Here is an 18,386-nt window from a genome sequence, read left to right on the forward strand (position 1 = left end):
GGACGCGCCCCGGGCGGTGAACGGTGCGGTTGCGAGCGATGATCGGCGTTTTCGATTCAGGCCACGGCGGGTTGACGGTGTTGCGCGCCCTGGCCAACCAAATGCCGGATCGCCGGTTCGTCTATTTGGGCGACCACGCCAACGCCCCCTATGGCAACCGCACGCCGGAGGAAATCTACCGCTATACCGTGGCCGGGGTGGAACGGCTGTTCGGCCTGGGCTGCCCCCTGGTCATCCTGGCCTGCAACACCGCCTCGGCCCAGGCGCTGCGGCGCCTGCAGCAGACCTGGCTGCCCACCGCCTATCCCGACCGCCGGGTGCTGGGCGTGCTGGTGCCCATGGTGGAGGCCATCACCGGCGTGCCCTGGATGGCCGATGTGGCCGCCGGCTCCCGCGCGGGCGAGCCGCGCACCGTGGCCATCTTCGCCACCCAGCACACGGTCAGCAGCGGCGCCTACCCCACGGAGATCGCCAAGCGCGCGCCGGAGGTGCGGGTGGTGCAGCAGGCCTGCCCCGACCTGGTGCGCCTGATCGAGGCCGATGCCCCGGTCGACACCATCCGCGCCGCCATCGAGGACTATGCCGGGCGGTTGATGACCCAATTGGAGGGCGTGCCGCCCGACGCGGTGGTGCTGGGCTGCACCCATTATCCCCTGGTGGCCGACCTGTTCGCCCAGGCCCTGCCCCCCGGTGTCGAAATCCTGGACCAGCCCAACCTGACGGTCAGCAGCCTGCGCGCCTATCTGGAGCGCCACCCGGAATATGAGTTGCCCAGCCGGGCGCGGGAGCAGGGCGGGGTCGAAGCCTTCCACACCACCGGCCCGGCGGAGCCCATCACCCGCCTGGCCAGCCGCTTCTTCGGCGGCGAGGCGCGCTTCCACAGCGTTGGGCCTGACCCCATCCCTGAGAGATTGAAGGGCTGAAGGCCCCGCTCAAAGGCTCTCGAAATCCAGCCCGATGTCGAAGTTGGTGACGGAGTGGGTCAGCCAACCCAGGGAGATCAGGGTGACGCCCGTTTCCGCCACGGCGCGCACCGTCTGGGGCGTGATGCCGCCCGAGGCCTCGGTGATCAGGCGGCCAGCCACCATCTCCACTGCCTGGCGCAGGGTGGGCGGGTCCATGTTGTCCAGCAACACCGCGTCCACCGGCAGGGTCAGCAACTCCTCCAACTGGGCCAGGGTGTCGACCTCCACCTCGATCTTCACCATGTGACCGACATGGGCGCGGGCGCGTTCCACGGCGGCGCGCAGGCCACCGGCCGCCACCAAATGGTTGTCCTTGATCAGGACGGCATCATCCAGGCCGAAGCGGTGGTTGCTGCCCCCGCCCACGCGCACGGCGTATTTCTCCAGCGCGCGCAGGCCGGGCGTGGTCTTGCGGGTGCAGACGATGTGGGCGCCGGTGCCGTCGATGGCCTGGACCAGCTCCGCCGTCTTGCTGGCGATGCCGCAGAGGCGGCCCAGCAGGTTCAGCGCCGTGCGCTCCGCCGACAAGATCGGGCGGGCCGCCCCCTCCACCACCGCCACCGCCTGGCCCGGGGCCACGCGGGCGCCATCGGCCACCAGGGTCCGCACCGATAGGCTGGGGTCGAGCAGGGAGAAGGCCGACAGCGCCGGGGCCAGACCGGCGATGACGCCGGCGTGACGGGCCTGGAACAGCGCGCGGGCCTGGGTGTCCACCGGGATGCAGGCATCGGCGGTGACGTCGCCCGCCCGCCCCAGATCCTCCAGCAGCGCGGCGCGGACCAGGCCTTCATACATCACGGGATAGAGGGGGGCAGGCGTGCTCATGGGCGGTTTTCCCGGGTAAGGGCAGGCTCGGCCTCGGCGCCACGGCCCAGGTCGGAATAAGTCAGGATCTGGTGATGGCGCCAGGCGTCACGGGTTTCGGGATGGTCGGCGCGGGTATGGGCGCCCCGGCTTTCCTCCCGCCGCTTGGCCGCCTCCACCACCAGTCGCGAGAGGACCAGGCGGTTGCGCAGTTCCAGGCCGGCACGAATGCCGGCGTAGTCGTCGGCTGGCGCCAGGCGCTCGGCGGCGGTGCTGAGTGCCGACAGGTGCCGGGCGGCCTCGGCCAAGCCCGCGCCGTCGCGCACCAGGCCCACCTTCTCCGCCATCAATGTCTGGGCCTGGGCCGCGAGGTTCGCGGCGGCGGGACCGCCGGGCACCGTTGGCGCCACCGGAACCGCCACCGGCTGGGACGCGGCCGACTCGGCCACCAGGGCCGCCGCCACCCGGCCGGCGAACACCACCGCCTCCAGCAGGGAGTTGCTGGCCAGGCGGTTGGCGCCATGGACATGGGTGCAGGCGACCTCACCCGCCGCCCACAATCCTGGGATGGAGGTGCGGCCGTCGGCGTCCGTCAGTACGCCGCCCATGTGGTAATGCGCGGCGGGCGCCACGGGCACGGGCGCGGCGGCCGGGTCCAGGCCGGCCTCGGCGCAGATGCCAGCCACGGTGGGAAATTTCTGGGCGCCACCGGCGGCCCACAGCGGGCGCAGGTCCAGGAACACCGCCTCCCCACGGGCCACGCGGCGGCCGATGGCGCGGGCCACCACATCGCGGGGCGCCAGTTCGGCATCGGGATGCTCATCCGCCATGAAGGCGTGGCCGCTGGCGTCCAGCACCTTGGCCCCGGCGCCGCGCAACGCCTCCGTCAACAGCGGCCGGCGGCCGGGCGGGCCGGCGACGGCCAGGGCGGTGGGATGGAACTGCACGAATTCCAGGTCGGCCAGGTGGGCGCCGGCGCGGGCGGCCAGCGCCATGCCGTCGCCGGTGGCCTCTGGCGGGTTGGTGGTCACGGCCCACAGTTGGCCAGTGCCGCCAGTGGCCAGCACCACATGCGGGGCGACGTGCAGCACCCAGCCGCCCCTTTGGCCAACCCCGCCGTCCTCATAGGCCAGGACACCCTGCACCCGGCGGCCGCGCCCGACATCGCGCACCACCAGATCGGCGGCCATGGCGCGGGTGTGGACGGTGATGCCCGAGGCGGCGCGCACACGGGCGGCCAGGAAGGTGACCAGGGTGCGCCCAGTGGCGTCGCCGCCAGCGTGCAGGATGCGGTGGCGGCCATGCGCCGCCTCGCGCCCCAGCAGGGGTTTGCCGTCCTCGCCCCGGTCGGCAGGCAGGCCAGCGTCCAGCAAGGCCGACATCTCGGCGATGCCGGCCTCGGCCAGCAGGCGCGCCATGCCGGGGTCGGTCAATCCCGCGCCGGCGGCCACGGTGTCGGCGGCATGGTCGGCGGCGCTGTCACCGGCGCCCAGCGCCACGGCCACACCGCCCTGGGCCCACAGGCTGGATCCGCCAGGCAGGTCATCGGTCTTGGTCAGCAGGGTGACCCGCCGCCCGGCACCAGCCAAGGCCAAGGCGGCGGCCATGCCGGCCGTGCCGGACCCGACCACCACCACATCGCTGTGGACGACCTTCACAGGCGACACCGGATAAGACGCACCATCCATGGCATCACGCTCCGTCACCAGGGGAACGGGGGCCGGCCGCACACCCGGCCGGCCTTCGGGAAAGCGGTGGGATCAGCGGCCCACGGCCAGCATGCGCTCCACCGCCAGGCGGGCACGGTCGGCCACCGTGGGGTCGATCTCCACCTTCGGCTCCAGCGTCCGCAGCGACTCCAGGATGTTGGAGAGGCTGACCCGCTTCATGTGCGGGCACAGGTTGCAGGGGCGGATGAATTCCACGTCCGGATACTCGGTGGCGACGTTGTCGCTCATGGAGCATTCGGTGACCATCAGCACCCGGTTCGGCCGCGCCTCGCCCACATATTCCACCATGCGCGCGGTGCTGCCCACGAAGTCGGCCTCGGCCAGCACCTCGGGTGGGCACTCGGGATGGGCGATGATGGTCAGATCCTTGAAGCGGGTACGGTAGTCGCGCAGCTCCGCCCCGGTGAAGCGCTCATGCACCTCACAATGGCCCTTCCACTTGATGATCTTCTTCTTGGTCTGGGTGGCGACCCAGCTGGCCAGATATTCGTCTGGCAGGAACAGCACGCTCTCGCTGTCCAGCGATTCCACGATCTCCACCGCGTTGCCGGAGGTGCAGCAGATGTCGCTTTCCGCCTTCACCTCGGCGGAGGTGTTGACGTAGGTGACCACCGGCACGCCGGGGTGCGCCTCACGCAACAGGCGGATATCGGCGGCGGTGATGCTGTCCGCCAGGGAGCAGCCGGCCCGCATGTCGGGCATCAGCACCGTCTTGGACGGGTTCAGGATCTTGGCCGTCTCGGCCATGAAATGCACGCCGGCCATGACGATGACGTCGGCGTCGGTCTGCGCCGCCTTGCGCGCCAGCGCCAGGCTGTCGCCCACGATGTCGGACACGCAGTGGAAGATTTCCGGCGTCTGGTAGTTGTGCGCCAGGACGACGGCGTTGCGCTCTTTCTTCAGCGTGTTGATGGCGTGCACCAGCGGCGCGTGGAAGGGCCACTCCACCTCGGGGATCACCTTGGCCACCCGTTCATACAGGGGGCGGGTCGCGGCGGCGACGGCGGGGGTGTATTCGAGATCGAGTTCGGCAACGGACATCGGGACACCTGGCAAACGAAAGCGCGCCACGAATGACATCGGCCCGCATGGCCGGCCCCCGCGGCGCGATTGGCGGAGGCGTCTTCCCTGTACCTTCACCCCTTATGCTCTATTTGAGCATTAGGGTGGGTAATGCTCGCCCGGAGCATAAGGGGTGTCAAGCCCGCTTTCGGACCCCATTCATGTAACTGTCACAGGGGTGACCCGGGTCCGCCGCATCGCTGCAAGTGCGAAAAATGCGCCCGAAGAACGAAAAAAGCGGCCGATATCAGCCGCTTATCTTAGTCGCGTCAGGCGCCGGCATCCGCTGCAGCGGCACGTGTCAAAGTCTCGTGCCGCTGATATCAGTCGAGGGCGAAGACCTCGGCCTTGAGATAGGCGCTTTCCGGCAGCAGGGGATGCACCGGATGATCCGGGCCGGCGCCGGAGAAGCGCAGGATGCGCCCCTGGCGGCGGGCGTCGCCCAGGCCCTTGGCCACCAGTTCGGCGAAGGTGTCGGGCGGCATGTTGTGGCTACAGCTGGCCACCAGCAGGATGCCGCCGGGGGCGGTGATCTGGGCACCCAGCTTGGCCAGCTTGCGATAGGCGCGGCTGCCGTTGGCCAGATCCTTCTTGGACTTCACGAAGGCCGGCGGATCGCAGATCACCACCTCGAACGTCTCGCCGGCCTCGGCCAGGCGTTCCAGCTCGGCGAAGGCGTCGGCCTTGCGCAGTTCGACCTTATCGGCGACGCCATTGGCCTCCGCCGCCTTGCCGGCCAGTTCCAGGGCGCCGGCGGAGCGGTCGACCAGCACGGCGCGCGCCGCCCCCCGGGTGGCGGCCAGCACGCCGAAGCCGCCGCAATAGCTGTAGAAATCGATGACCGACCGGCCCTGCGCCAGGTTGGCGACGAAGGCGCGGTGGTCGCGCTGGTCATAGAACCAGCCCGTCTTCTGCCCGCCCGCCGGGTCGGCGAAGAAGGTGGCGCCGTTTTCCTCGACCTTGATGGGGCCGTCGACCGTACCGACGGCCACCCGCACCTCCTCGCCCACACCTTCCAGGCCACGGGCGGCGCTGTCGTTGCGCAGGATGACGGACGATGCGGGAAAGACCTCCGCGAGGCCTTCCAGGATCTGGGGCAGCAGGCGGTCCATGCCGGCGGAATTGGCCTGCACCACCAGCACGTCGCCATACCGGTCCACGATCAGCGCCGGCAGGCCGTCGGCCTCCGCATGCACCAGGCGGTAATAGGGCCGGCCGATCAGGCGATCGCGCAGCGCCGCCGCCGTGCGGAAGCGCTTGGCGAAAAAGCCGGCGTCCACCGTCTCCGACAGGTCGCGGGTCAGGACCCGCGCCGCGATCAGGGTGTGCGGGTTGAAGGTGGCGATGCCCAGGACGCCGCCGCCGGCATCGGCCAGGCGCACCAGCCCGCCCTTGGGCAGGGCCTTGGCGGCCGCGTCCATCTGGATTTCATTGGAATAGGCCCAGGGGTGGCCACCGGCCACGCGCTTGTGCCGGCCCGCCTGGAACAGCAGGGTGGGAAGCTTTTCAGTCATGGGCCGGAGCATAGCGCGCGGCGGCCGGGGCACAACGGCAAAGGGCGCAAGGGATCCCGTCGCCGGGGACGGGGCTACCGGGTTCTCAGGCAGGGACCGCCGCCTCCGCCGCCATGTGCTTGCACAGGCGCCGCCCCTCGGGCAGGTGCCCCAGGGCGCGGAAGCGGGCCAGCGACGGGTGCGCCTTGACCTGGCTGTCCGGCAGGGTGATGTGGATGGCGTCGCAGCCGTAGCGCAGGGCGATCCGGTCCATTTCCGCCAGCAGCGCGTCCGCCGCCCCCTCCCGGTCGAACAGGTCCAGGGCCACGAACACGTCCACCTGCAGACCTAGCCGATGGTCCAAATCCGGCACCATCAGATAGGAGAACAGGCCATGCATGTAGCGATGGTCCAGTTGCACCGTGACGATGCCGCCCCGGCTGCCGGGGGCCAGCAGGGCCAGGGCATGGTCGCGCCACCGCTCCACCGTCAGGTCCGGATAGAAGGGGCGCATCAACGCGTAGGCCTGGTCGATCTGACGAGGATCCAAGGGGCGGGTTACGAATGTAGGCATGGAAGCGCAGATCCGAGCCGGAGGGATCGCCACCCGTACAACGCGCCATGACGCCCCGCCATGATCTGGATCAAAGAATAAACGACGGGTTGGAGTAAGCCAGTCACGGCGATCTCTAGCCTTTTCCTAAGTCGTTCCCCGGCTATATGCTGACCTCGCGGCACTGATTGGGGAACGAAAGACCGGCCGCACCACCCACAATCGCGCCATGAGCGGGCGAAGGGTGGCGGCTGATAGCGGAGTGCGGCAATGACTCACATCGATTTCGCCTATGGCAGGGACGCGACCGTCCAGACGAACGCCAAGTCCGACCCCGCCGGGGAAATCCATCCCTGCAGCGCCTGCACCGTGCGTACCCTGACCGTCTGCGCCGCGCTGGAAGCGGAGGAGTTGCGCCGCCTGGCGGAGATCCTGCAAACCACCCGCTTCGATGCCGGCCACACCGTGTTCGGTGAGGGCGACCCGGCGGAAACCCTGTACAATGTCACCTCCGGCACCGTGAAGGTCTACAAGCTGCTGCCCGATGGCCGGCGGCAAATCACCGGCTTCCTGCTGCCGGGCGACTTCTTCGGCCTGTCGGTCAACGACAGCTACGCCTACACCGCCGAGACGGTGACGCCGGTGTCGCTGTGCCGCTTCCCCCGCCGCCGCATGGAGGCGCTGCTGGACGAGTTCCCCAAGATGCAGCGTCGCCTGTTCTCCATGGCGTCGAACGAGCTGGCGGCGGCGCAGGACCAGATGCTGCTGCTGGGCCGCAAGACGGCGAAGGAGAAGATTTGCTCCTTCCTGCTGCTGCTGTCGCAGCGGGCCAGCCGGCGCGGTCACAAGACCAACCCGGTGCATGTGCCCATGAGCCGCGCCGACATCGCCGACTACCTGGGCCTGACCACCGAAACCGTCAGCCGCACCTTCACCCAGCTGAAGACCAGCCGGGTCATCAGCCTGTTGGAAGGCAACAAGGTTCAAATCCAGGACATGGACGACCTGCTGGAGTTGGCCGAGGGCGCCTGACCTCGGTTAAGGATCGCCGCCCTCAACGGGCCGTGACTTGTCCTTATGTGATTCTTTCATTGCGGACGAGAAGGGCGCAACAACCACACCCGGAAAATCATTTATTAAATCAAATTTATAATTAACCAAACTTTCGAATTTTCCTTTGGGATCGATTGCATTAGCGTGCTTTTTTTAGAAAAGCCGAAGATACCGATTCCCATGAACCGTTTCCGAATCCTGCACCGCGTGGTGCTGGCGCTGCTGGTGCCATCGCTGGGCCTGCTGCTGGCCGCCGTCGTCATCCTGGCGGAAAAACAGGCAACCGTCTCCCAGATGCAAACCCTGTCGCGGCTGACGCAGCTCGCCACCACGGTCGGCGATCTGGTGCATGAGATGCAGCGCGAGCGGGGCGCCTCGGCCGTGTTCCTGGGCAGCAAGGGTACGCAGCTCCAGCGGGAACTGCCGGAGCAGCGGGCGCGCACCGACCAGCGGCGCCGGGCGCTGGAGGCGGCACTGAAAGGCGACGCCACCGCCTCGGCCGGCGCCGCACTGGCCCAGATCCTGGCCGACGCCTCTCAGCGGCTGACGCAGCTGGATGAGGTGCGGCGCAAGATCGACGGCCTGCAAATTCCCGCCGCCGAGTCGAGCGCCTATTTCACGGCGACGATCCTGCGTCAACTGGACGTCGATATCGAGATTTCGAAGTCGGTGACCAACCCGGACGTGGCGCGGGCGCTGTCGACCTACGTCAACTTCACCCAAGCGAAGGAGCGGGCGGGAGAGGAGCGGGCGAACGGCGCGCCGGCCTTCGCCGCCGGCAAGTTCGACATGGCCCAATACCGGCGCTTCCTGGGCACGGTCGCGGATGAGGCGACATATTTCCGCCTGTTCGCCGCCAGCGCCTCCCTTGAGGACCAGGCGTTCCTGGCCCGCACGGTGACCGGTGAAGCGGTCAGCGAGGTTGAGCGCATGCGCAAGGTCGCCGTGGAAACCGCCCCCGGCGACGCGCTGGGCGGCATCGAAGGCGCCTATTGGTACAAGACGACCACCACGCGCATCGACATGATGAAGACGGTCGAGGACTACCTGTCCCACAATCTGCTGGCGCAAGGGGAGCGCGTCCAGGACGACGCCAGGGGCGTGCTGTGGACGGCCCTGGCGGCGACGCTGGCGCTGTTCGGCGTCACCGGCGTGCTCAGCACGGTGATCGTGCGCGACATCACCCGGCCGGTGGCCGGCATGACCCAGGCCATGACCCGCCTGGCGGGCGGCGACCAGTCGGTCGAGGTGCCCGGCGTCGGCCGCAAGGATGAGATCGGCGACATGGCCGCGTCGGTCGAGGTCTTCAAGCGCAAGATGATCGAAGCGGACCGCCTGCGCGCCGAGCAGGAGTCGATGAAGCGCCGGGCCGAAGAGGAGAAGCGCGCGACCATGACCAAGCTGGCCGACGAGTTCGAGGCCAGCGTGAAGGGCGTGGTGGGCACGGTGTCCTCCGCCTCGGCGCAGTTGCAGTCCACAGCGCAGTCCATGTCGTCCACCGCCGCGCAGACCAGCCTGCGGTCCACCGCCGTGGCGGCGGCCGCCGAACAGGCCTCCGCCAATGTGCAGACGGTCGCCTCGGCGGCGGAGGAACTGTCCTCCTCCATCGGTGAGATCAGCCGCCATGTGGCGGAGTCGACGCGCATCGCCAGCCAGGCGGTGACCGATGCCGGCCGGACCAACACGCAGGTGCAGGCCCTGGCCTCCGCCGCGCAAAAGATCGACGACGTGGTGAAGCTGATCAACGGCATCGCCGGCCAGACCAACCTGCTGGCCCTGAACGCGACGATCGAGGCGGCGCGCGCCGGTGAGGCGGGCAAGGGCTTCGCCGTCGTCGCCTCCGAGGTCAAGCTGCTGGCCACCCAGACCGCCAAGGCAACCGAGGACATCTCGGCCCAGGTCAAGGCCATCCAGCAGGCCACCACCGATTCGGTGCTGGCCATCGAGGGCATCACCGGCACCATCACCCGCATCAACGAGATCGCGACCACCGTCGCCTCGGCGGTGGAGGAGCAGGGCGCCGCCACCCAGGAAATCGCCCGCAGCGTCCAGCAGGCATCCTCCGGTACGGCTGAGGTGGCGACCAACATCACCGCCGTCACCCAGGCGGCCGGGGAGACGGGGGCGGCCTCCAGCCAGGTCCTGACGGCGGCGGAGGATCTGTCGCGGCAGTCCGACGCGCTGCGCACCCAGGTCGACGCCTTCATCTCCAAGGTGCGCGCGGCTTAATCCCCGGCGACTGAAAGCGGCATTTGCGCGGTCACGATCAAATGCCATTGGCCAAAGCGCGTCAGGCCCGGCGGGCGAACGCCGCCACGTCGGCGTCGAAGCGGTGGGGCGCCTCGAGGAACGGGGCGTGCCCGACGCCATCGTAGAGATGCACCTGCGCCTGCGGCAGGGTTGCCGCCAGCCAGTCGGCCATGGCCGGCAGGATCACGGGGTCATCCCGGCCATGGACCACCAGGGCGGGACGGTCGAAGGCCGCCAAGGCGGCACCGTCCCTCTGGCGGCGCATCATGGCCCGCCGTGCGGCCAGGGGCACCGACAGGGTGTCGGCCACCGCCGAATCTGCCTCCTCCCGCTCGCCAAGGGCCTCAGCCAGCGCGCGGGCGCCGCTTTCATGGGCCGCCAGGTCATCGGACAGGATGGGCGGGAAATGGGCCTTGGCGGCGGGGCCCAGATAGGGGGCGGCGGCCTTGCCCAGCCGGGGGCAGGCCCCGACGAAAACCGCGCCGGCGATCCCCTCCGTTCCGAACCCGGCCGCATGGTCGGCCAGCACGGCGCCGCCGTAGGACCACCCCACCAGGATCAGATCCGCCAAACCCAGGGCGCGGCGCACGGCCATGACGTCCTCGCCCCAGTGCGGGCCGTCGCCATAGGCGGCTGGATCCTCTGGCCGGCCGGATTGGCCATGTCCGCGCAGGTCCAGCGCCAGCAGGCGGAACTCCGCCGCCAGGAGACCGGCGAACTGGGCGCGGAAGGCGCGATGGCTCTGGCCGAAGCCGTGCAGGAACAGGATGGGCCTGCCCTCGGGCACGCCGCCCTCCGCCACCGCCAGCAGGGTGCCATCCCCCGCCGTCACCTGATGCAGGCTCATGGCCCTGTCCCTCCCGCTTGTATTCCGCCCACCCGCGATAGCCGGCCCCGACCCCGGACGCAACCCCGCCCCGCGCATTTTTCCCGGGTCCCCCCTTTGACTCGGGGCCGGATCTGGCCCATCTATCGCCGCCATGGGCGTGGAAAATCACATGAAGGAATTCGCCCCGCCGCCTCCTCGGGCGGATGGGCGGGTGAACCTGGTCGGCCTGTCGCGGGACGATCTGGAGGCTGAGGTCGCAAGGGCCGGGCTGGAGCGCTTTCGCGCGCGCCAGCTGTGGCACTGGATTTATCATCGCGGCGCCACCGATTTCGCGGTGATGAGCACACTGGCCAAGCCGGTGCGCGAGAAGCTGGCCGACCTTTACGTCATCGACCGGCCCACCGCCGTGAAGGACCTGAAGAGCGAGGACGGCACCCGCAAGTGGCTGGCCCGCATGCCCGACGGCCAGGAGATCGAGACCGTCCACATCCCCGAGGAAGACCGCGGCACGCTCTGCGTCTCCTCCCAGGTGGGCTGCACCCTGACCTGCCGCTTCTGCCATACCGGCACCCAGCGCCTGGTCCGCAACCTGGACGCCACCGAGATCGTGGGCCAGGTCATGCTGGCGCGCGACCACCTGGACGAATGGCCGGCCCCGCCCGACGGGCGCATGCTGAGCAACATCGTCATGATGGGCATGGGCGAGCCGCTGTTCAATTACGCCAACGTCGCCAAGGCCCTGAAGATCGTCATGGATGGCGAGGGCATCGCCATTTCCAAGCGGCGCATCACCCTGTCCACCTCCGGCGTCGTGCCCATGATGCGCCAGTGCGGCGATGAGCTGGGCGTGAACCTGGCCGTCAGCCTGCACGCGGTGAATGATGAGCTGCGCGACCGCATCGTGCCGCTGAACCGCAAGTACCCCATCAAGGAACTGATGCAGGCGTGCCGGGACTATCCGGGCCTGAGCAACGCGCGCCGCATCACCTTCGAATACGTCATGCTGAAGGGCGTGAACGACAGCCTGGCCGACGCGCGCGAGCTGGTGCGCCTGCTGCGCGGCATCCCGGCCAAGATCAACCTGATCCCCTTCAACTATTGGCCGGGCGCGCCGTTCGAGTGCTCGACCGATGAGCAGATCACGAAGTTCGCGGACTTCGTGAACAACGCCGGCTACGCCTCGCCCGTGCGCACCCCGCGCGGCCGCGACATCCTGGCCGCCTGCGGCCAGCTGAAGAGCGAGAGCACCAAGCCCACCGCCCAGGCCCGCATCGCGGCCCTTGAGGCGCACAAGGCCCTGCAGGCCGAATACGCCGCCCAGGTGGCGGAAAAGGAAGCCGTGCTGGCCGCGACGGGGACTCTTTAAGTTAAGGTCCTCAAGCGCCGGCAGGGCCATCCGGCCCTTTGGCTGGTCCTCGATTTCCAGTCCACTGCGTTCCCCGGAAATCTCCGGCGGCCCCGGTCGGGGCCTACAGCGGCATGAGCGGTCATGCCGCTGGGCGGGGGGCCGCCCCGGCGCCTGAGCCACCTCAAGGCGGGGGTGATGCCGGCCCTGTAATCCCTGCGGCGCTTTGCTATCATCCGGCCCATAAGGACCCGTGGGGGACGCGCGCTTTGGATCTCGGTACCGATCTCGTCAACAGCCTGATGATCCACCTCGGCGTCACGGCCCTGCTGCTGTGGCCAGCCTACCGGCTGGTCGCCCGCGCCGGCCTGCCCCGCCGCTGGCCCCTGTGGCTGGCCCTGCCCCTGCTGGGCCCGGTCATCTTCCTGGTGCTGCTGGCCAAGACGCCCTGGCCCATCCTGCCCGTCCGCCCCCCAAGATGCACCCGCGCGAACGCCTGAAGCGCGAACGGGCGGCCGCCCAGGCCGCCGCGTCGGAGTAAGCGCCCATGCTGCCCCTGGCCTACGCCCCCGCCCTCAGCCTGCTGCTGCCCACCTGGGCCGCCCTGCTGATCGTCGTCATCCTGGCCACCATCGCCGTCTGCGCCGCCGGCCTGGTGCTGGCCAAGGTGGGCCGCAACCCCTATTGGGCGCTGCTGCTGTACTTCCCCGTCCTAGGCGTGCCCGCGCTGTGGTACCTGGCCTATACGCGCTGGCCCCGGCAGAAGGGGTGAGTCAGCTGGGAATGGTCCAGCCACCCGCGCGCGTCAGATAGGGCGGCGCCTCAGCCACGATGGTCCAGTCGAAGGCGGCGGCCACGCTGCGCACCACCTCCGCCACGCAACGGCGAATATTCTCATAGGGCTGGACACCGGCAAATTCCGGCTTCTGCCGCAAGGCGTCCAGCTTTGACAGCACGCTCTCCGCTTGGGCTTTCACCGCCGCCTCCAGCCCGCTGAGGGCACCAGGGGTGGCCGCCGGCGCCAGTATGAGCCAATCAACCTTACGGATCGCGTCTGGCCGGGTGGCGGCACCGACAGCCATGGCCAAATCTTCCGTAACCGGAAAGATACGGGTGCACAGCATGTCATAGGCTGGGGCCAAGGATGGCGCACGGCCCGGCGCATCATAGAGCAGGCTGAAATTCTTGGCGTGGGCATCGGCATTGGCGAGCAGGACCGTGGCGATTATCCGCCGCAACAACTCCGCCCGCCCCAGCAATGGGGCCGCCGTCCGCTGGGCCAGGGCCAAGCACTGGCTCAAGCCAGGCCCTACTTTTTGGGCCTCGCCTGCCTCATTGGCGGAAAACTCATATTTACGTTCCGGCGGATAGCCCAGTGCCTGACAGAAATCCTCCTGATGGATTTCATGGACACGGCCGCCCTCGACACGTCGATCGTAGCGCTCCACCAACAGGCATTCACGCCCCGCGAACGTGCGTAGGGCCGTTCCCGCCACGTCCACACCCAGGCTGGCCGCCAGCGCCATTGAGAATGCCTCCGCCTTGGGCACCAGGGCGAAATCCGGCTTCCCAGCAGGGGCCACCTTGATGAGATGGGTGGAGGGGGAGCCGTTGAGGGGTCGATAGAAGCGCCCGCCCAGTAGGGCCACGGCGGTCTTGGGCTGGGCCCCGGCTAGGGACAGGCGGACCCGCCGGTCGCCGGCGGAGTTGGGCGACGCCGGAATCTCATCGATTATGCGGGCGAGGTCCGCTTCATCCAGCGGCTCATAATCCTGCGGAATCTCCGGCCGGCTGCCGGGCTGCAGCAGCCGCACCGCACCAGCACATTCAGCGCCGTATTCACGCAACAGGTTAAAGGTCTCATACGACTGCAACCGGCGGCGTTCGGCAGCGGCGGCCAAGGCCTCCCCCTCCGGAAGCAGCCCGGCAAAAAAAGGTCGACACTCCGCGTCAGCATAAGGCTCGGGTTGAGGCCGCATGCTGATCGATAGCCGCGACAGTGGGTCGCGATCGGCATAGGTGAAGGTCAGGCGGCCCAGGTCGTCTGCCTCCAGGACACCAACCCCGCGTTCACCCAGGAAAACCTCCAGAGCCCGCCCGTCCCCAGTCACCGCAATCCTCCAAACAGATCGATGCCCAGGGCCTGCATGTAGGCCATGACCTTGCCCAGTTCGGCCGTGGGCTTGCCGTTTTCCACCGCCGAGAGGAAGGACAGGCTAAAGCCAGTGCCGGCCGCGACCTCACGCAAGGTCATGCCCAAGGCCTGGCGCCGGGCACGAATCAGGGCGCCCAGACGGCCAGGACCATCCAGCGGAACGGCATCGGTCACGTCCTGCACAATGGCGCCAAACTGGGCCAATGGCGCCCCCCGATCCCGCTTCCTGTTCGCCGCTCGACTAACGCCGGACATGATACGATCCAGATTCCATCACCGTTCGTCGTACGGCTAACGTAACCCGCTGAAGCTTTCACACCAACCCTGTATTCGTCGTACGCCGAACATTCCTTCACCCAAACCGACGCTGGCGAGGGCTGGGGATGCGGTCGTCACAGGCGCACTAATCTTGCCAGGCGGGCGCCCGGGGGATAACGTCCGGACGCATTCCACCCTGACCTTTAGCGGGCGTACAGTCATGAGCGTCAAGAAAGTTGTCCTCGCCTACTCCGGCGGTCTCGACACCTCCGTCATCCTGAAATACCTGCAGGAGACCTATAAGTGCGAGATCGTGACCTTCACCGCCGACCTGGGCCAGGGTGAAGAGCTGGAGCCCGCCCGCAAGAAGGCCGAGCTGCTGGGCGTGAAGCCCGAGAACATCTACATCGACGACCTGCGTGACGAGTTCGTGCGCGACTTCGTGTTCCCCATGTTCCGGGCCAACACGCTGTATGAAGGCGTCTACCTGCTGGGCACCTCCATCGCCCGTCCGCTGATCGCCAAGCGCCAGATCGAGATCGCCAAGGCCGTCGGCGCCGACGCCGTGGCCCATGGCGCCACCGGCAAGGGCAACGACCAGGTGCGGTTCGAGCTGGGCTATTACGCCCTGAAGCCGGACATCAAGGTCATCGCCCCCTGGCGCGAATGGACCCTGAACAGCCGCACCGCCCTGCTGGAGTTCGCCGAGAAGCACCAGATTCCGATCGCCAAGGACAAGCGCGGTGAGGCGCCGTACAGCACGGACGCCAACCTGCTGCACATCTCCTACGAGGGCAAGGCGCTGGAGAACCCGTGGGAAGAGCCCGACGAGGACATGTACACCCGCACCGTCGCCCCGGAAAAGGCGCCGGACACCCCGACCTATGTTGAGATCGAGTTCGAGGGCGGCGACCCGGTGGCCGTCGATGGGCAGAAGCTGGGCCCGGCGGCCCTGCTGACCCGCCTGAACGAGCTGGCCGGCGCCAACGGCATCGGCCGCCTGGACCTGGTGGAGAACCGCTATGTCGGCATGAAGAGCCGCGGCGTGTACGAGACCCCCGGCGGCACCCTGCTGTCGGTGGCCCACCGCGCCATCGAGAGCCTGACGCTGGACCGCGGCGCCATGCACCTGAAGGACGAGATCATGCCGCGCTATGCCGAGCTGATCTACAACGGCTTCTGGTTCAGCCCGGAGCGTGAGGCCCTGCAGGCCCTGATCGACAACACCCAGAAGCGCGTCACCGGCGTCGTGCGCCTGAAGCTGTACAAGGGTTCCGCCCGCGTGGTCGGCCGCCAGAGCCCGAACTCGCTGTACCGCCTGGACTACGTCACCTTCGAGGCCGACAGCGTCTATAACCAGAAGGACGCCGAAGGCTTCATCAAGCTGAACGCCCTGCGCCTGCGCCTGGGCGCCATGGCCGGCAAGCAGTAAGCCTTACCGCTGCAAGGAAGCCCCGCCTGGGAAACCGGGCGGGGCTTTTTGTCGAGGACGCTACTTCGCGTCCCCCATTCCCGCGGCGTGAACAGCGAGCGTTCCCGGTCCGCTGCTTCATCCGCCTCATCGCAATCAGCTCGCGGCGCGGACAAGATGTCCACCATTTGAAGGCGGTCCGGCTTGCGCCAGCGAACCAGGAAATAGGTCTGGCCCAAGTCCGGGGCCGTGTCGGCGAAATTCGCCTCCACCTGCCACAGCTCGGGATCGGCACGGCAGTGCCGGGTGGCGGCGACCTCGCCTAAGGCCCCATCCTTGCCCCACTTCTTGCGCCAAGCCTGAAGGTTGGCGACGTTGACGTTGGGTGCCGCCCAGCGCAAGGCCTCCGGCCAGGCGATCTTCACCCATTCCTGCGCGAAATCGCGGGGGGTAAGGGCGGCCGGACCGATACGCGTCACCGTTCCGCCATCGATCCGGTAGTGCCGCACCGCCCCGTGGAACAAGGTGGCCTCATCAAAGCCGCCGGCGCTGAATTCCACCGTCGCCTCGGTGGAGGTCAGCCGGCCAAGGATGGGAATGTCATGCCGGGCCAAATAGGCGTCGGGCGCCTCATCGACCAGAGACGTCACCCCGCTATCCGCCACCTGCCATAAACGGATATAGACAGGATACCAGTTGGAAGAGCACCAGCTCTGGTGTCCTAGAGTCAGCATAAGGCGTGCCCGGGTCGCGGGATCGGGTGCCGAGATCTGAACTGATTGCAGCGTCTGCGGCAGGTAGGGCTTGCCCAGCTGGATGTCCTGCTCGCTCTGCCACAGCCGGCGCCGGGCGCCGTCCCGCCACTGATAGGCGTAGGCGCTGTCGTCCGTGCCACACCGGATGCCGATGCCGGTGCGCAAAACCAGGAGGGCACCGTCAGCCACCGGTTCCAATCGCACTGGCGCCAGGAAGCCAACACCGCTCCAGAAGCCCCCATCATCCGGGCACCGATCCGGGCCGCCGGCCTGGGCTTCACAGAAAAGATCGGCCGCCTGGAGATCGGCATTCAGCTGCCGGGCCAGGGCTGCCGGATCGGCATCCCTCCCGGCGGCCGCCAGACGGGCTTCCACCCAGTCGCGCAATTGATGCTTCACGTCCATCATGCGCGGGTCGGCCTCGCGCAGGCGAATGGTGTCGCTAGGGTCAAAGTTCCCGGGCTTGCTCGACCGCCCCGGATCGCGCAAGGACATCAGGGTGGCGCGCAGGGACAGCGGAACAGACATGTCCTCTGGATCGGCGGCCGCCACGGCCTCCTCCAGGCATAGGCCCATCAACAGCCCTGCCAGGATCAATCTGCTCCAACCCATGTTCCGCATCCACGCCCTCAATGCGCTCAAAACGCTGGAGACTACCCCTCGAGATCGTGACCGACGATAAGGCGCAGCAGCACCTCCGCCTCCCCCGCCACCTCCACCACCTTGTTGCGGTCGGTCTGGCCGGCGACGATGGTGAGGCTGGATTTGGAAACGCGCCACGTCTTGGACAGCAGCTTCAGCACGGCCTCGTTGGCCTTGCCGTCCTCGGGCACGGTGGTGACGGCCACCTTCAGCAGTTGGCGGCCCTCCGGCCCCTCCATGAGGCCCTGGATGGCGGTGCGGGAGGCGCGGGGGGTGACGCGCAAATACACGCGCACCCCGCCGGGGATCGCCTCGGCAGCCGGTTTGATCTCGGCCACCGCCTTAGCGGAACATCAAGGCGCTGAACATGTAGTTCTGGATCAGCCGTTCCAGCGCCCAGATGATCAGCATCAGCACGATGAAGGAGATGTCGACCCCGCCCAGGTTGGGCACGACGTTGCGGATGGGGCGCAGCAGCGGTTCCGTCAGGCGGTAGGTGACGTCCATCAGGGTGGCGACGAAGCGGTTGCGGGTGTTGATCACCCCGAACATCACCAGCCAGCTCAGGATGGCGCTGACCATCAGCACCCACCAAGCCAGGTTCAGCACCACGAGCAGCAATTCCAGGATGGTGCGGATCAAAGGATCCATGGCGGTTCCGTCCCCAATGGTTTCAACGGCATGGCCGCCACCCTACGGGCGGGCCGCCCCCTTGTCCAGCGTAGGCCCGCACTGGCCGCACCGCCGGGGAGCCAAGCGGACCCAGGGCGCGCATCCCGGGGTGGGACCATGTGTGGGCACCCGCGTCACCGCAGGACGGATATTCCACCTGGCCGGCAGAATGGCCGCTTGACAGGCGGGGTCGCCCTGAGCATTATCCCGCCCACTTCAGGCGCCCGGGACTATGCCCGCCGCCGGATTTGAGTGTGGGGCCGTAGCTCAGCTGGGAGAGCGACGCGTTCGCAATGCGTAGGTCGGGAGTTCGATCCTCCTCGGCTCCACCAAATCCCTCCTTTCCAAAATAGTGATGACAGATGTGGGACGGACCGGTTGGTGCCGGCCTTTTGGCATGCCCACGCCA

The 18,386-nt window shown here is 68.2% G+C and carries 18 protein-coding genes and 1 tRNA gene; 8 read left to right on the forward strand and 11 right to left on the reverse strand.

Features of this window, described 5'->3' with window-relative positions; translation table 11 throughout:
- Positions 1–38 precede the first annotated feature (38 nt).
- A complete protein-coding gene (gene murI / locus UCD39_RS18865) occupies positions 39–923 on the forward strand; it encodes a glutamate racemase (protein ID WP_330497390.1) in 885 nt (294 codons plus the stop codon).
- Positions 924–932: 9 nt separating this feature from the next.
- On the opposite strand, the gene nadC is transcribed toward murI, so the two are convergent.
- The 5 genes from nadC to UCD39_RS18890 all read right to left on the reverse strand — a co-directional run bounded on the left by nadC (position 933) and on the right by UCD39_RS18890 (position 6,628).
- The gene (gene nadC / locus UCD39_RS18870) at positions 933–1,790 is read right to left on the reverse strand and encodes a carboxylating nicotinate-nucleotide diphosphorylase (protein ID WP_330497391.1); all 858 of its coding nucleotides are present in this window, start codon (positions 1,788–1,790) and stop codon (positions 933–935) included.
- Complete coding sequence (locus tag UCD39_RS18875) at positions 1,787–3,457, reverse strand: L-aspartate oxidase (protein ID WP_330497392.1); 1,671 nt, start codon at positions 3,455–3,457, stop codon at positions 1,787–1,789. The genes nadC and UCD39_RS18875 overlap by 4 nt, the downstream gene beginning before the upstream one ends.
- Before the next feature lie 72 nt (positions 3,458–3,529).
- On the reverse strand, positions 3,530–4,540 hold the full coding sequence (gene nadA, locus UCD39_RS18880; RefSeq protein WP_330497393.1) for a quinolinate synthase NadA: 1,011 nt from the start codon (positions 4,538–4,540) through the stop codon (positions 3,530–3,532).
- A gap of 344 nt (positions 4,541–4,884) precedes the next feature.
- Positions 4,885–6,075 carry a class I SAM-dependent rRNA methyltransferase gene (locus UCD39_RS18885; RefSeq protein ID WP_330497394.1) on the reverse strand — a complete coding sequence of 397 codons (1,191 nt, stop codon included), beginning with the start codon at positions 6,073–6,075 and terminating at the stop codon, positions 4,885–4,887.
- A gap of 85 nt (positions 6,076–6,160) precedes the next feature.
- Positions 6,161–6,628 (reverse strand): hypothetical protein, encoded by a 468-nt coding sequence (locus UCD39_RS18890; RefSeq protein ID WP_330497395.1) that lies wholly within the window; start codon positions 6,626–6,628, stop codon positions 6,161–6,163.
- A gap of 348 nt (positions 6,629–6,976) precedes the next feature.
- On the opposite strand from UCD39_RS18890, the gene UCD39_RS18895 reads away from it, so the two are divergent.
- Positions 6,977–7,639, forward strand: a complete 663-nt coding sequence (locus tag UCD39_RS18895) for a Crp/Fnr family transcriptional regulator (protein WP_330498487.1) — start codon at positions 6,977–6,979, stop codon at positions 7,637–7,639.
- Between the two features lie 201 nt (positions 7,640–7,840).
- Positions 7,841–9,889, forward strand: a complete 2,049-nt coding sequence (locus tag UCD39_RS18900; RefSeq protein ID WP_330497396.1) for a methyl-accepting chemotaxis protein — start codon at positions 7,841–7,843, stop codon at positions 9,887–9,889.
- Positions 9,890–9,950: 61 nt separating this feature from the next.
- Here UCD39_RS18900 and UCD39_RS18905 read toward each other — a convergent pair whose 3' ends face one another.
- Positions 9,951–10,757, reverse strand: coding sequence for an alpha/beta fold hydrolase (locus tag UCD39_RS18905; protein WP_330497397.1), 807 nt, complete (start codon positions 10,755–10,757; stop codon positions 9,951–9,953).
- 133 nt (positions 10,758–10,890) lie between these two features.
- On the opposite strand from UCD39_RS18905, the gene rlmN reads away from it, so the two are divergent.
- From rlmN to UCD39_RS18920, 3 genes are all read left to right on the forward strand, one after another.
- The gene (gene rlmN / locus UCD39_RS18910) at positions 10,891–12,105 is read left to right on the forward strand and encodes a dual-specificity RNA methyltransferase RlmN (RefSeq protein ID WP_145732969.1); all 1,215 of its coding nucleotides are present in this window, start codon (positions 10,891–10,893) and stop codon (positions 12,103–12,105) included.
- A gap of 248 nt (positions 12,106–12,353) precedes the next feature.
- Entirely contained in the window at positions 12,354–12,584 is a 231-nt protein-coding gene (locus UCD39_RS18915; RefSeq protein ID WP_330497398.1) for a hypothetical protein, read from the forward strand.
- Between the two features lie 47 nt (positions 12,585–12,631).
- Entirely contained in the window at positions 12,632–12,856 is a 225-nt protein-coding gene (locus UCD39_RS18920) for a hypothetical protein (RefSeq protein ID WP_330497399.1), read from the forward strand.
- A 1-nt stretch (position 12,857) separates the two neighbouring features.
- On the opposite strand, the gene UCD39_RS18925 is transcribed toward UCD39_RS18920, so the two are convergent.
- Together UCD39_RS18925 and UCD39_RS18930 are read right to left on the reverse strand one after the other, a co-directional pair.
- Positions 12,858–14,195, reverse strand: a complete 1,338-nt coding sequence (locus UCD39_RS18925) for a HipA domain-containing protein (protein WP_330497400.1) — start codon at positions 14,193–14,195, stop codon at positions 12,858–12,860.
- Positions 14,192–14,443: a helix-turn-helix domain-containing protein gene (locus tag UCD39_RS18930; RefSeq protein ID WP_322957162.1), complete on the reverse strand. Its 252-nt coding sequence runs from the start codon at positions 14,441–14,443 to the stop codon at positions 14,192–14,194. Before UCD39_RS18930 ends, UCD39_RS18925 begins: the two co-directional genes overlap by 4 nt.
- A 274-nt stretch (positions 14,444–14,717) precedes the next feature.
- On the opposite strand from UCD39_RS18930, the gene UCD39_RS18935 reads away from it, so the two are divergent.
- Positions 14,718–15,929 (forward strand): argininosuccinate synthase, encoded by a 1,212-nt coding sequence (locus UCD39_RS18935; protein WP_088870560.1) that lies wholly within the window; start codon positions 14,718–14,720, stop codon positions 15,927–15,929.
- On the opposite strand, the gene UCD39_RS18940 is transcribed toward UCD39_RS18935, so the two are convergent.
- From UCD39_RS18940 to UCD39_RS18950, 3 genes are read right to left on the reverse strand one after another with little or no spacing between them, the layout of a single operon-like run.
- Positions 15,848–17,275, reverse strand: coding sequence for a hypothetical protein (locus UCD39_RS18940; protein ID WP_330497401.1), 1,428 nt, complete (start codon positions 17,273–17,275; stop codon positions 15,848–15,850). The two genes, UCD39_RS18935 and UCD39_RS18940, sit on opposite strands and share 82 nt — an antisense overlap.
- A gap of 41 nt (positions 17,276–17,316) precedes the next feature.
- Positions 17,317–17,643, reverse strand: a complete 327-nt coding sequence (locus UCD39_RS18945; protein WP_330497402.1) for a DUF167 domain-containing protein — start codon at positions 17,641–17,643, stop codon at positions 17,317–17,319.
- Between the two features lie 4 nt (positions 17,644–17,647).
- Positions 17,648–17,956, reverse strand: a complete 309-nt coding sequence (locus UCD39_RS18950) for a YggT family protein (RefSeq protein WP_330497403.1) — start codon at positions 17,954–17,956, stop codon at positions 17,648–17,650.
- A 277-nt stretch (positions 17,957–18,233) separates the two neighbouring features.
- Between UCD39_RS18950 and UCD39_RS18955 the strand changes: the two genes are divergently transcribed.
- Positions 18,234–18,309: transfer RNA gene (locus UCD39_RS18955), tRNA-Ala, on the forward strand.
- Positions 18,310–18,386: the final 77 nt, after the last annotated feature.

It is taken from the genome of Nitrospirillum karajorum (genome assembly GCF_036348415.1).
Taxonomy (GTDB): domain Bacteria; phylum Pseudomonadota; class Alphaproteobacteria; order Azospirillales; family Azospirillaceae; genus Nitrospirillum; species Nitrospirillum amazonense_B.